This is a genomic window from Arcicella sp. GW822-FHT02H01 (assembly GCF_058802005.1).
Map to the genome: position 1 here is coordinate 4026808 of NZ_JBXANT010000001.1, position 14549 is coordinate 4041356.

The window sequence follows — 14549 nt, forward strand, 5'->3', positions numbered from 1 at the left end:
ATGTAGATATAGGTATTAAGTGATTGATTGTCAATAAAATGCACTTGTTTTTGAAGTATGTAAAAATATTTACAAAGAAATATAATTTGTACAAAACCAATTTTTGTACTGATAGTATAGTCAACTGAATTGAAATCTCTTTAAATATTTCCGTGAAATGCAAAAGCGAAATTCGAGTTAAACATTGCCTTTCAAGCATTTAACCGAATCTCGCAGGTATCATATTATTAATTATCTAAAAGCCTTATTTCGTTAATTCAGTCTTATAAACCACTTTCCCTTCTTCATCTATTACTTGAACAAAAAGCTTATTTCCTGTGGCTGAAAATACCATAAACCCATACTCAGAAAGTGCTAATTTACTGATTGGCAAAGTACCAATAGGCGTTTTTTCTGAAGCCGAACCTGATACAAAATAGTGCGTTTTACCCTCTGGTAATAAGTGCTGTAAATCGTGGTCATGTCCACACAGATAAGCATCAACCTTGTGTTTGTCTAATACTGATTTTAACGAAGCACGGATGGCACGTGTGTCATAACTTTCTCTTCTTTTTTCAGTAGCCGTAAAAAGGGGATGATGCCCTACCACAATTTTCCATTTAATTGACGGTGAATTGTTTGAAAGTATTTTCTCTAACCAAACTTTTTGAGCAGTACTATCTTGATTGACAACGGCATTGCTATATTCGCCTTTATAAAACTCAGGGATTAAAGGATTGGTATCAATAAAAGCTATTAATACTTGTTGATTAGCATCACCGTTGATTGAAAACGTTTTTGAATAATAACGAGCTGGCATATTCCAACGGCGACTAATTTTTGAATAAGCTACCTGTGCATCTGGATTCGATTTATAATCATGATTCCCCAACACTGGAAACCAGTCCCATTGCAAAGAGAAATCAGTATAAATATCCTCAAAAGAATATTTCCAAAGTGGGTCAAATTCGCTTCTAACACCACTTGGATAAAAGTTGTCGCCCGTAGCAATGATAAAATCGGCTTTGATTTTTGTAGCTACTTTGCCCATTTGGCTGGCTACTGGTTTTTGATGGTCGGCGCCATTTCTACCCCAGTCGCCCATGACTAAAAAGTTTAAAGCACCTGCATGACTATTTAACTCAGTGGTTTGACCTACAGCTATTCCACTGGTAAACAGTGAGCAAGCTAAACAAAAACGCTTGAAAACATTTATTGACTTCATTCTGTAAAAATTAAAGATAAAATTCGTGATTTTATATGATAAATATATTAACTCACGCTGGTTAGGGTATAAAGACATTGAGTAGCCAAAAATAATCGTCTTTATAAACAATCTTTGTTATGTAAGCGTTAATTTACCCAGATTGCATTAAAAATGCTTTTAACTTGAAGGTTTAGTACAAATATATATTTACTTTGTGCCAAACTATGGAGGTGAAAATATTTAATACAGATCAAGAAATACTTACGTCACTTGCTGAAAGTGATGCAAGAGCTTTTGATTTTTTGTATCAAAAGTTTTTTCCTAAACTTTATGCCGCTGCGTACAAGCGACTCCAAAATCGAGAATTGACAGAAGAGGTAATACAAGAATTGTTTATTTCATTGTGGGAACGTCGTAAGTTGTTGGCTATCACTACAACCATTGAAGCTTACTTATTTACTTCCGTAAAATATCTAGTAATTGCTCAGTACAAGAAAAACAATTTGTTTGAAAAATATTCTAATAGCCTGCAACCAGTAGACGACTATAATTTTACAGAACAGATGGTTGCATTTGACGAATTGAACGAAGCTTATCAAAAAGCGTTACAGTCGTTGCCCGAAAGATGTAGAGAGGTGTTTTTGTTGAAAAGAACGGGGCTATCACAAAGAGAAATTTCTGAACGCCTAGATATTTCAGAAAAAACAGTTGAAAACCAAATGACCAAAGCTTTGAAAATACTAAGAGAAGTATTGAGCGATTATACGGCACTATCTATTATATTAATACCTGCACTACACTAATGTAAAAGTTAATTTATTAAAATGTTCTATCATCATGAGTCAATTAAATAATCCACACGACAAGTTCTTTAAAGAAACGTTCTCTAGGCTTGAGATTGCACAGAGCTTTATGGAAGAAACATTTCCCCCTGAAATTAGAGAGAAAATCAATTTGGTTAAATTAAAGAAAACAAATTCTTCTTTTACCGACGCTGATTTATCAGAGCATTTGGCAGATATTGTTTATCAAACAGAATATGCTGGACAAAAAGCTTTGGTCTCGTTGCTTTTTGAGCACAAATCTTATCCAGAAAAATATCCTCATCTACAGCTTTTGCGTTATATGAATAACGTTTGGCTAGAAGAACAGAAACAAAATAAACAATTATCTGTCGTTATATCCACGGTTATTTATCATGGTGAGACTGTCTGGAAAAAGCTTTCGATGATTGCTTACTTTGGTAATCCTCATGAAAGTCTTCACCAGTTTATTCCTCAATTTGATTACCTACTGTTTTCACTCAATGAGATTGAAGATTATCAAATTGAAAATTTTAAAAGTGATTTGCTTGGTGTTACAACGATGTTAATGAAACACAGTAGAGACAAAGCGAATAACTTTTTGAGTTTAACGCCTTTCTTGGTTAATAAGCTAAACGCGTTAGATGCTGCCCATCAGGATGATTTTATTAAGACTACTTTTCGCTATATCGAAGAAGGTATCAACTTGACACAGAACAAATTATCGCCTATATTTACACAGGTTTCACAAAATGTAAACAATATTGCTATGACTATTGCTGATGAAATTAGAATGGAAGAAAGAGAAAATGTTACTTTCAATAATATAAAAAGCTTACTCCAAAATGGTGCCTCAATTGAATTAATTTCAAAATCTTTTGGCATATCTATTCAAAAGGTAGAAGAAATTATCAAGAAATTGAAAAGCCCTTCTAACTAAACAATATTACCATGACTATTGCAGATGAAATTAGAATGGAAGAGAGAGAAAATGTTACTTTCAGATTTGTGAAAGGACTATTAGAAGACGGTAAAAAAGCAGAATATATTGCTAATGTTTTCAAACTTTCATTTAAAGAAGTTGAAGAAATTATCAAAAAAATAGAAAACACTTCAAAGTAAAGGCTATTCAATTATTTCGTAAAATATATCAAAACAAGCTCAGAAGGCTTGTTTTTTGTTTTTCTTGGAACTAATACTTTCTATTTCGTTCGTAGTAGAAAAATTATTTTTAAAAATATTCCTATGAGCATAGGGGAAAAGTATGACTTGCTTCACTTAGTATTTGAAAGCGAAATAAAATGAAACTAAATCAAGAAATTATTGAACGTTATCTGAACAATGAAGCCTCGGAAGGGGAAATATTCTTTGTTGAAAGATGGTACGCTTCATTTGAAAATAATCCAGATGGACTAAGTGAATTAAGCCAACTAGAACGTATTGAACTTGAAAATAAAATAAAAAAATCTATCCGTGAAGAAATCAAGCGTCAGGAAAGATATACTCCTCCTCGTTGGGTTTGGGCGGTGGCTAGTATGGCAGCTATGCTAGTCATTGTAGCTGGACTTTCGTTTTACTTTATTCCAAATAGCCATGAGAAAATAAGCAAAATCAAGTCTGATATTCCAATTTCGGATTGGGCAAAATATGAAAACTCTTCTGCTAAAATTTTAAAAGTAGTATTGCCAGATGGAAGTGTCGTGCTACTACAACCTAAAACGCAATTGAGTTATAATCAGTCTGATCGTTTGTATAGACAGGTAAACTTAAAAGGGGAAGCTTTTTTTGATGTGAAAAGAGATGAAAGTCGCCCTTTCCTGATTTATTCAGGTAAAATGACTACCACGGTGCTAGGAACTAGTTTCAATGTAAAAGCATATCCTGCTATGGAAACTTTTGAAGTATCAGTCGTTACAGGAAAGGTATCCGTGAAAAATGAAATAGAAAAAGAAGTGATTTTATTACCTAAACAACAAGTGGTATTGGAAACAAAAACGGATGAAATGCTGGTGAATTTATTACCCACTGATAAAACTTTTTACTGGGAATTGTCATCATTACAATTTGATGATGATAACATGCAAAACGTAGTAGAAAGAATTGAACAAAATTTTAATGTAAGTATCGATTTATCTCCTAAACTCCGAAACTGTCGCTTAAGCGGTAATTTTGAAAATGTACACCTCTCTACAATCCTCGAAATAATTTGTAGATCCATCGAAGCTGAGTACGTAATAGATGGACAAAATATTTCACTGAAAGGAAACGGATGCCCTTAAACTAACTATCAAACCAATATTGCTGTAGAATACTTACTGCTCTCGAATCAATTTTGAGAGAGGTGGGATAATATGTCTCAAATAAATCAAAAACAATACTAAATTTAATTAACCGATGAAAAAACTTCTAGCTACAAAGCATCTAATGCTTACGATTATGAAAATTACAATTAGTCAGTGCCTTTTCTTTGCTATTTTTTCGGTGATTGCTCTAGGCTCTCCGAGCAAAGCACAGCAGATTCTCAACAGAGAAGTATCCATGAAACTCAATAATGTGAGTTTGAAAGTGATATTGTTGGAAATAGAAAAACAATCGGGTGTACATTTTGTGTATAGCAATAATTCAATTCATCTTGATAAAGAAGTAAGTCTTGAAGTAAATCGTGAAGCCCTCAGTACAGTATTGCCTAAACTCCTTTTCCCAAACCAAATTCGTTATGAGGTAATTGAAGAACAGATTATTTTGAAAAGGAATAAAGAACAATCAAACGCTTTTCCCAGTGAAAAAGAGGAGGCTATTATTGAAGAAAAAGTATCAGGGAAAGTAGTTAGTGAAAAAGGAGAAGCTTTAATTGGTGTAAATATCTTAATAAAAGGAACTACACGAGGTACCGTGAGCGATGCAGAAGGCAAATTTAGTATGGTAGCCAAAGATGGCGAAGTACTAGTGTTTTCATTCATTGGATTCAAAAAACAGGAAGTAAATGTAAGCCTTAAAGACGTAATGCAGGTTGTTTTGAAAGAAGACAATGAGCAGTTGAGTGAAGTTGTAGTAATTGGGTCACGGTCTACAGTGGCTCGTACGAATGTTGAAAGACCAGTGCCTGTGGATGTAATCAGTGCGAAAGAACTACAATCGACTGGGCAAACGGAATTATCTCAACAAGTACAATTCATGTCACCCTCATTCAATTCGGCCAAAAACGGTATCAATGGTGTAGCGAACTATGCCGACCCAGCATCTTTAAAAGGATTATCTCCCGACCAAATGTTGGTGCTTATTGATGGTAAAAGACATCATCAGTTTGCGGCACTTAATAGTAATGTGACCGTAGGAAAAGGAACAGTTGTGACAGACTTGAACGCCGTACCTTCACTGGCATTGGAAAGAATGGAAATTTTACGCGATGGTGCCGCCGCCCAATATGGCTCTGATGCCATTGCGGGTATAGCCAATTTAGTGTTGAAAAAATCTGTCAACAATGGTTCAGCCCAGATTCAGTATGGTATTACCTCCGAAGGGGACGGCGGTGGATATACTACGGCGGTAAATTATGGATTCTCATTAGGTAAAAAGGCTTCATTGAATATTACAGGAAGCTATCAAGATGTAAAAGGAACTGACCGCTCAGACCCATATAATCCACAGCCAGTAGCAGGAGGGGCTTATACTGGAATTTATACCAACGTAAAAGCAACAGATGAAGCCACCTTGAAATCAAGAGGATACTGGGGAGATGGTACTTATGGTTCATTCCGTCCTACAGCTTATGGAAGTAATGCTATGAAATCTGGTCAAGTATTTTATAACCTTGATATTCCACTAAAAATTGACTGGACTTTATATTCTTTCGGGGGCTTTTCTCAAAAAGATGTGTTTGCACGTGCTTTCCTTCGTACAGCTTTGCCTACTAGTGCTACGTCCAATGTAGATTTATATCCTGATGGTTATGTACCAGAACTACCCGGTACTTCTGTTGATTATTCTTCTTTTGTGGGTATCAAACGTAAGACATTTATAGGTTGGAACTGGGACTTTAGTACTGGATATGGTAGAAACTACCTTGATCAATCTGCTAAAAATTCTTCAAATGCTTCTATGGGAGCATCTTCTCCAAGAGATTTTTACATCGGTAGAATTTCATTTGGTCAAAGTTTGACGGAAATAAATGTCTCAAAAACTATACTTGGTTTGTGGAATACAAAGTCTGTTAACTTTGCTTTCGGTACGCAGTATCGTGTAGATAATTTTTCACTTACTGCTGGTGATGAAGCATCGTATTTAATAGGGCCATTGGCTACTTCAAAAAACAAAACGCCAGGTTCGCAAGGAAGGGTTGGTATTGATAAAGCTGATGTAAAAAGCGTAAACCGTTCTAATATCGGGATATATGCTGATGTGGAAAGCGATATTACTAATAGATTATTAGTGGCAGCAGCCTTACGTTATGAAAACTATAGCGATTTTGGGAGTAATATTTCTGGGAAATTGGCGTCAAGAATCAAAATTACAGAAGATTTATCTATCAGAGGGTCAATCAACAAAGGTTTTAGAGCACCACTGCTTCAACAAATTGCGAATGCTGCCACGACCTCTACCGTACAAAATGGCATAATTAGAAGTACCAAGCAATTGCCTTCTGACGAACCACGATTGAAACAAATCGGCATAGAAGACCCAAAACCAGAAACCTCTTGGAATTATAATTTGGGGATTACGGCAAAAGTAGGCAATAGCCTTTTGTTAACCGTTGATGCTTATCAGATTGACATAACTGATAGAATCATTATTACAGAAAACCTGAATGTTAATAACATAGCTGCCTTGAAAAACCTATTTCCCAATTTTCAAGAAATCACCTTTTTTACAAATGCTATCAATACGGGGACAAAGGGGATAGACGTAGTGGCGTCTTATAAAAATTCAATTAGCCCTAAAAGTAAATTTACGGCGAGTATTGCACTGACAGTGAACAAAACTGAAATTACAAAGATTAAAGCAACGCCTACTGCTTTACAGCAAGACACCAAGACTCCCGTAGTGTTGATTGATACCGTAAGTAGAGCCCTCATAGAAACCAGTCAGCCGCATACTAAAGTTTTGGTATCTTTAGGTTATCAAGTAGGCAAATTGAGTGTGAATTTCAGAAGTTCATATTTTGGTGAAGTAACTGCTTGGGAAAAACCTTCGGGGCTGAACCATCGTAGTCAAACCTTTGGAGGAAAAAATCTATTTGACGCCTCGGTAGTCTATAGTATCAATAAGTCTTTAAGCATTACTATTGGAGGAAACAATTTAACAAACGTTTATCCCGACAAAGTACTGAGCAATTATGCTTCTTATTCAAACGGACAAGTACCATATACCAGAAATGCGAATCAGTTTGGTTTCAATGGGGCATATTATTATGGTAGCCTATCGATTAGGCTGTAAAAAGTATATCAATATTTAAATACTAAGGCTCAAAGCTCATCACTCACAGCTATTATTAATTACTGAGTACAACTTATAACTATTTAAAACTTGACCAATCTATTATTATTACTTATTTGCCTGACCATTGGTGTATTCCTCAGAAAACTGAAAGGTTTTCCTGAGGATGCCCCAACGGTGTTGAATACCATTATTATTTATGTTTGTTTACCTGCGTTGACTTTCCTAAATACTACTGAAATTCATTTTAGTAGCCATTTATTATTGCCTGTTTTGATGCCTTATATTATTTATGTGGGGTCATTCATATTTTTTAATTTGCTAGCAACATTTATAAAAATAGACGATAATACCAAAGGAGCTTTAATTCTTACTGCTGGTATCAGTAGCATTTCATTTGTAGGTTTCCCGATTTTCGAAGTGCTTTTTGGGAAAGAAGGCTTACAATATGGTGTATTAATGAGCCAAGCAGGCTCGTTTGTGGTGTGTGGCACTTTAGGTATTTTTACAGCATCCTATTATTCATCTTCTGCTGATTTTTCATTTGGAAGGGTAGCTATCAATATTTTTAAATTTCCTCCATTTTTAGCTTTTTGTTTAGCATTAATATTGAACCTTTCAAACTATCATTTTCCTGTATGGGGACAGCAAATTTTAGATAAACTCGGAAGTCCATTTAGTTTTTTAGCTTTACTTTCTATTGGCTTACAAATTAATTTTAAAAGAAGTCAATTAGACTTAAAAGCACTCTTCTATGGATTGTTTTATAAATTATTTATCGCTCCATTGCTAATTTTTATCATTTATATGCTCATTTTAGAAGAATATTCAGCATTGGGGAAACTTTGTGTAATTGGGGCTACTTTAGGGTCTATGAATACTGCTACTATCATCGCGGTAACTTATAAACTCAATCCAAGCTTAGCAACCCAAATGGTCAGTATTAGTATTCCTTTATCTTTATTGAATGTGTGTATTTGGTATGGACTAATGCTATATTTTTAACCTTTAACTATTTTGCTTTAGGCTGTAAGCCGTAGGCATTAGGCAAAATGTTCACGATAAATACATATTTATTTTTGCTTATTGCTTAAAGCCTATAGCATATGTCAAATACTTTTATTTTACTCAGAAAACATTGCCAAGAAACAAATTCAAATTAAGCTATTTTTTATTAAACAATTGAGCATCAAATAATTGAAATGCTAATCACTAATCACTATTTACCAATTACTACGTAAACAATTTTAATTTCCATGAAAAAACTATTTAAGAATTTAACTTTTTGGGTACTTACGGCCATTACTGCGGGGGTATTGCTAGGTCATTTCGCACCAGAAATAGCCTTACAGCCTATTTTAGAAAAACCGATAAAATTCAGCCTGTATTTATCTGAATTTGAGATAAAAACCAGTTTTAGTGAATTGCTAAGTAGTATTTTTATCAGCATTGTGAAAATATTTATTTGCCCTATTATTTTCATCACCATCATGCTAGGCATTATTTCGATGGGAGATTTGAAAAAGGTGGGTAAAGTAGGGGCTAAATCGTTGTTGTATTTTGAAGTTGTTACGACATTAGCATTGTTTATTGGAATCATCATGGCAAATATCATTCGTCCAGGCGATGGTGTAGTTACTTCTGAAATAAAAGGAGGAGATATTTCTAAATATACTAAATCTGCCGAGTCATTCAGTTGGCTAAAGTTTTTAATGGATAATGCTACACTTCAAATCCTTATTTTGGCCATTATTTTAGGCATTGTATTGAGTAATTATTCCAAACGAAACGAGATTGTACAATTTCTTCAACCAGTATCTAAGAAAATATTTTGGGCTTTGCATAAAGTAATGCTTTTTGCCCCTGTGGGTGCTTTTGGAGGAATGGCTTTTACCATTGCCAAATATGGTGTTCATACACTTTTGCCGTTGGGAAAATTGATGGTGACGGTTTACTGCACAATGGCGATTTTCATTTTTGTAGTACTATATTTTATTTTGAGAATGTATAAAGTCAATCTCTGGAAATTTTTAAAGTATATTCGTGAAGAGTTATTGATTGTTTTAGGGACATCTTCATCAGAAGCAGCTTTACCGTCGTTGATGGAAAAACTAGAGAAAATGGGTTGTTCAAAATCAGTAGTAGGATTGGTTGTACCAGCAGGATATTCCTTTAATTTAGATGGTACTACCATTTATTTATCAATGGCAGTACTTTTCTTGGCACAAGTATTCAATGTTCATTTAGATTTGCAGCAGATTCTGACAGTCATTGGCATTTTGATGGTAACTTCAAAAGGTGCGGCGGGAGTGACGGGTAGTGGTTTTATCGTACTGGCTTCTACATTAACAGCAATTAAAGTAATACCCGTAGAGGGACTAGCTTTGTTGTTGGGCGTGGATAGATTTATGTCGGAAGCAAGAGCTATTACCAACTTTATCGGAAATGGTGTGGCTACCATCTGGTTAGCCAATAATGAAAAAGAGTTTGACCGCGAACAAATGGAAAGAGTGCTTTGAGCGAGGAGTTTTGAGGGCAGCGTTTTGAATTGTGAATGATGAGTTTTTTATAAAACGTAGCGGCAATCCCTTGCGGTTGCCGCTACTGATTATCTACTGAATATTAATTTTAAAAGAATAAATATATAAACCGACACAATAATACGATAAATAATTATGCAAATAATTGAAAATCAATATTTAAGAGCAAGCATTAATTCGCTAGGAGCAGAGCTTGTGAGCCTATTTAATAAAGAAAATAGTGTGGAATATATGTGGGAAGCTAACCCTACTTTTTGGGGAAAGAGTTCGCCCGTATTATTCCCTATTGTAGGAGCATTAAAGAATAATCAATACATTTATCAAGGACATACCTATACACTTCCTCGCCATGGTTTTGCGCGTGAAAAAGTTTTTAAGGTCGAATCGAAAACAGAAGATAGTATCGTTTTCCTGTTAACGGAAGATGAAGGAACCTTGAAAATATTTCCCTTTACTTTCGAGTTTCGGTTGATTTATACATTAATAGGAAAAACATTATCAGTGTCGTATTCCGTGACAAATACTGGAAATGACGAAATGTATTTTTCAGTAGGCGGTCACCCAGCTTTTGCGGTGCCACTTTCGGAAGATACTGATTATGAAGATTATTATTTGGCGTTTGATAAAACAGAAGATTTTCCACGATGGGAATTAGCCAATGGTGGATTAATCAAAAAAGAAGCGAGTACATTCTTAGAAAACACCAATCGTTTGCCTTTGACAAAAGAATTGTTTTATCAAGATGCCCTTGTTTTCAAATACTTGGAATCTACTGAAGTAGCTTTGAAGACGGATAAAGCTCCCACACAATTGAAATTTACTTTTGAAGGGTTCCCATTTTTAGGAATTTGGGCCGCTATTAATGCCGATTTTGTTTGTATAGAGCCTTGGTGTGGCATTGCTGATAATGAAATTCATGAGCAAGAATTAACAGAAAAGGAAGGTATCGAGAAGCTCTCTTCAAAAGGAAATTTCCTTCGTACATGGACTGTAGAGGTATTCTAAAAGCATTTTTTACGGGTATTGATACTTTGTTTTGCTGGCTTGTCAGTTGAATACAACACGATTTTCTTAGCTTATCAAAAACCATTAGCGTACTTTTGCGACAGTTTTTGAAACAAACCATTTTTTGTGACACTTCATTATGAGCCAAATTTCAATTAGGAAACAAGATGCCTTAGACTATCATTCAAAAGGTCGTCCAGGTAAAATTGCAGTAATTCCCACCAAAGAAACCGAAACACAGAGAGACCTTTCATTAGCTTATTCGCCGGGCGTAGCCGAGCCATGTTTGGCGATTGCTGCCAACCGTGAAGACGTTTATAAATATACTTCTAAAGGTAATTTAGTAGCTGTAATTTCAAATGGTACAGCCGTTTTAGGGCTAGGTAATATCGGAGCCGAAGCCTCTAAACCAGTAATGGAAGGTAAAGGCGTATTATTTAAAATCTTTGCAGATATTGATGTATTTGATATAGAATTGAATACAGAAGACCCAGAAGAAATAATTAGAACTGTAAAGATTCTAGAACCAACTTTTGGAGGAGTAAACCTTGAAGACATCAAGTCGCCAGAGTGTTTTGAAATAGAGGAAAGACTGAGAAAAGACCTCAATATTCCTATCATGCACGATGACCAACACGGCACGGCCATTATCTCGGCAGCCGCTTTGTTGAATGCTTTAGAATTAGTCAACAAACGTATCGAAGAATGTAAATTCACGATTTCGGGTGCTGGAGCTGCTGCTTTATCGTGTGCTAAATTATATTTAGGTTTAGGGGCTAAAGTAGAGAATATATTGATGTTTGATAAAGACGGTCTGGTTTCTAAAGAACGCACAGACTTGAACAAATATGTTCAGCCTTTTGCTACTGAACGTACTGATATTCATAATCTGGCAGAAGCAATGGTTGGTGCAGATGTATTTCTTGGCTTATCAGTCGGTAATATCGTTTCTCAACAGATGATAAAAACAATGGCAAAAGATGCTATTGTTTTTGCGATGGCTAACCCAACACCAGAGATTTCGTATGAAGAAGCAGTAGCTGCTCGTGAGGATATCATCATGGCGACTGGTCGTTCAGATTATCCAAACCAAGTAAACAATGTATTGGGCTTTCCTTATATTTTCAGGGGTGCTTTGGACGTAAGGGCAACTGAAATTGACGAAACGATGAAATTGGCGGCTGCGAAAGCGTTGGCTGAATTAGCCAAAAAGCCAGTGCCAGATATTGTAAACTTAGCTTACAACGAAAAGAATTTATCTTTTGGTAGAAATTATATCATTCCTAAACCTGTTGACCCACGACTGATTACTACGGTAGCACCAGCAGTAGCGAGAGCGGCGATGGAAGCGGGATTAGCACAAAAGCCGATTCTAGATTGGGATGCTTATGAATTAGAATTGAGTAAGCGTTTGGGCTTAGATAACCAATTGATGAAATACATTTTCAACAAAGCAAAACGCTCACCTAAGCGTGTCGTATTTGCTGATGCTGAAAACTTGAAGGTATTGAAATCTGTTCAACAATCGAAAGACGAAGGTATTTGTGTACCGATATTGTTGGGAGACAAGACTAAAATCAGAAGAATTATTCAAGAGAATAACCTAGATTTAAGCGAAGTACAAATCATCGATACACGTGCCCCAGAAACGATTGAACGATTGAAAGAATATGGTGATATATTCTTTAATAAAAGAAAACGCAAAGGCTATAACCAATACGAAGCCCATAAACAGATGCAAGTACGCAGTTACTTTGCCTCGATGATGGTAGAAACTGGTGATGCCGACTGTGTGATTTCGGGTCTTACACGTAACTATCCAGATGCTATTCGTCCAGCTTTACAAATTATTGGTCGTGAAGATGGCGTGAAGAAAGTAGCAGGTATGTATATACTCCTTACTAAAAAAGGACCTGTGTTTTTCTCGGATACCACGGTAAACTTCAACCCAACAGTTGAAGACATCGTAGAAATCACCGAACTAACAGCCAAGGCAGTAGAGCGTTTTAACTTAAAACCAAGAATAGCTTTATTGACTTATTCAAACTTTGGGACTGCCAATGGTGATGATGCTGTAAAAATGCGTGAAGCAACTGCTATTTTACAGAAGAAACATCCAGAAATGATTGTAGAAGGTGAGATGCAAGCACACTTGGCTTTTGATAATGAATTAATTAAGGAAAACTATCCTTTCTCTAAATTAGCAGATGAAGGAGCCAATACTTTAATCTTCCCAAATCTATCAGCTGCCAATATTGCTTATAACTTATTAAAGGAAACCAGTGATATAGAATATATTGGACCAATATTATTAGGACTAAGAAAACCTGTTCACGTACTTCAATTAGGGTCATCTGTGAGAGAGATTGTCAACATGGTAGCCATTGCTGTGGTAGAGGCACAAGGAAAGTAATTTTTGAAAGTACAACTGATGGCATGACTCTAAGTCATGCCATCAGTAATCAGCCCTATCAGTAATTAATACTAATTCAGTAAAAATACTAATATTGATTACTAGCGATTGTTAATCGCTTTTGTATCTTTTCCCTTAATAATTTAGGTTCTAATACTTCCATTCCATCCCCAAAGCCTAATATTTCTCTTTCAAGTTCAAAATTGAGCTGTACTTTTATTTCGATAATGATTCCTTTATGGTTTCTTTCAATCACCTGCTGTGAATGATGAAGCGGTTTAGTTTCTACATAAGGAGCATGAAGATTCCCTACTTGAATTAGTACTTTAGTTGCTCTCATATTATTGCTAACTGTTGCACCAATCACATGATAATAATACAATTCTGGACTATACCTTAAGTTTTCTATATAAGGAAACGCTGCATCAACTTGTAAATCCAAGATTCTATCAAGCGCCAAATTGGTAATAATGTCTTTAGAGTGTTTAACACCTACTGCAAACCACCTATTTTTATATTCCTTCAACCACCATACATGAAAATGAAATTGGTTAGCATCTTTAGCTTTAAATGATTTGTAATTGATATATATCGTCTTTTTCTGGAGGATGGCTTGATAGATAGTATCTAAATAACCAAGTCCTCGCAAATTCTCATTCTTCTCAAAGTCAATTACCGACGCTCTTTTTTCTTTATTACTATAAATATGTTCTTCAAGCTTATTGATTACTTCACTTAGTTGATCAAAATGAGAAAAACCTTTAAATTGTTTCAGCATATCAAGAGCTTCATTCATTCTTGAAACATCTGAACTTGTCAAAGGTGTTTTGGTAATACTAAAATTGGGGTCTTCGTAGGTGTAATACTTTTTATCTATCACCACAATCGGTGCTTCATAGCCCAATTTTTCGCTCCTCATCATTTGAATATCAGCTTGAATACTTCTTCGGCTAATTCCTTTGTCGATGCCCTCATATTCATAAAGGGCTTCTGAGACACTTTCGATTAAATCTTCAAGTGTCCATTTTCGTTGACGATTCTGTAAACAGGTATCAATGGTTTTATAACGAATTAGGGCATTTCTATTAGTAGGCATATAAGTAATAGTTGTGAATGGTGAGTGGTAAGTTGTGTTTTTAAAAATATTTTGCTAAAAATAGAAAATAAAT

At 35.3% G+C, this 14549-nt stretch carries 11 protein-coding genes; 9 read left to right on the plus strand and 2 right to left on the minus strand.

From position 1 onward, the window contains the following. Window positions 1–244: 244 nt before the first annotated feature. Window positions 245–1204: a purple acid phosphatase family protein gene (locus AC1RNE_RS16810; RefSeq protein WP_492802420.1), complete on the minus strand. Its 960-nt coding sequence runs from the start codon at window positions 1202–1204 to the stop codon at window positions 245–247. Window positions 1205–1410: 206 nt separating this feature from the next. Between AC1RNE_RS16810 and AC1RNE_RS16815 the strand changes: the two genes are divergently transcribed. From AC1RNE_RS16815 to AC1RNE_RS16855, 9 genes are all read left to right on the plus strand, one after another. Continuing rightward, complete coding sequence (locus AC1RNE_RS16815; protein ID WP_492802422.1) at window positions 1411–1989, plus strand: RNA polymerase sigma-70 factor; 579 nt, start codon at window positions 1411–1413, stop codon at window positions 1987–1989. A 34-nt stretch (window positions 1990–2023) separates the two neighbouring features. Further along, window positions 2024–2929 (plus strand): Rpn family recombination-promoting nuclease/putative transposase, encoded by a 906-nt coding sequence (locus AC1RNE_RS16820; protein WP_492802424.1) that lies wholly within the window; start codon window positions 2024–2026, stop codon window positions 2927–2929. An 11-nt stretch (window positions 2930–2940) separates the two neighbouring features. Beyond that, window positions 2941–3111 carry a hypothetical protein gene (locus AC1RNE_RS16825; RefSeq protein WP_492802426.1) on the plus strand — a complete coding sequence of 57 codons (171 nt, stop codon included), beginning with the start codon at window positions 2941–2943 and terminating at the stop codon, window positions 3109–3111. A gap of 179 nt (window positions 3112–3290) precedes the next feature. Continuing rightward, the gene (locus AC1RNE_RS16830; protein ID WP_323249314.1) at window positions 3291–4268 is read left to right on the plus strand and encodes a FecR family protein; all 978 of its coding nucleotides are present in this window, start codon (window positions 3291–3293) and stop codon (window positions 4266–4268) included. A gap of 115 nt (window positions 4269–4383) precedes the next feature. Continuing rightward, a complete protein-coding gene (locus tag AC1RNE_RS16835) occupies window positions 4384–7422 on the plus strand; it encodes a TonB-dependent receptor (protein WP_492802428.1) in 3039 nt (1012 codons plus the stop codon). Window positions 7423–7512: 90 nt separating this feature from the next. After that, window positions 7513–8427, plus strand: coding sequence for an AEC family transporter (locus AC1RNE_RS16840; RefSeq protein ID WP_492802429.1), 915 nt, complete (start codon window positions 7513–7515; stop codon window positions 8425–8427). 251 nt (window positions 8428–8678) lie between these two features. Next, window positions 8679–9941, plus strand: coding sequence for a cation:dicarboxylate symporter family transporter (locus AC1RNE_RS16845; RefSeq protein WP_492802431.1), 1263 nt, complete (start codon window positions 8679–8681; stop codon window positions 9939–9941). A gap of 156 nt (window positions 9942–10097) precedes the next feature. Next, on the plus strand, window positions 10098–10967 hold the full coding sequence (locus tag AC1RNE_RS16850) for an aldose 1-epimerase family protein (RefSeq protein WP_492802432.1): 870 nt from the start codon (window positions 10098–10100) through the stop codon (window positions 10965–10967). Window positions 10968–11106: 139 nt separating this feature from the next. Beyond that, a complete protein-coding gene (locus tag AC1RNE_RS16855; protein ID WP_309912127.1) occupies window positions 11107–13380 on the plus strand; it encodes an NADP-dependent malic enzyme in 2274 nt (757 codons plus the stop codon). A gap of 88 nt (window positions 13381–13468) precedes the next feature. On the opposite strand, the gene AC1RNE_RS16860 is transcribed toward AC1RNE_RS16855, so the two are convergent. Beyond that, window positions 13469–14476 carry a helix-turn-helix transcriptional regulator gene (locus AC1RNE_RS16860; RefSeq protein WP_492802434.1) on the minus strand — a complete coding sequence of 336 codons (1008 nt, stop codon included), beginning with the start codon at window positions 14474–14476 and terminating at the stop codon, window positions 13469–13471. Window positions 14477–14549 lie beyond the last annotated feature (73 nt).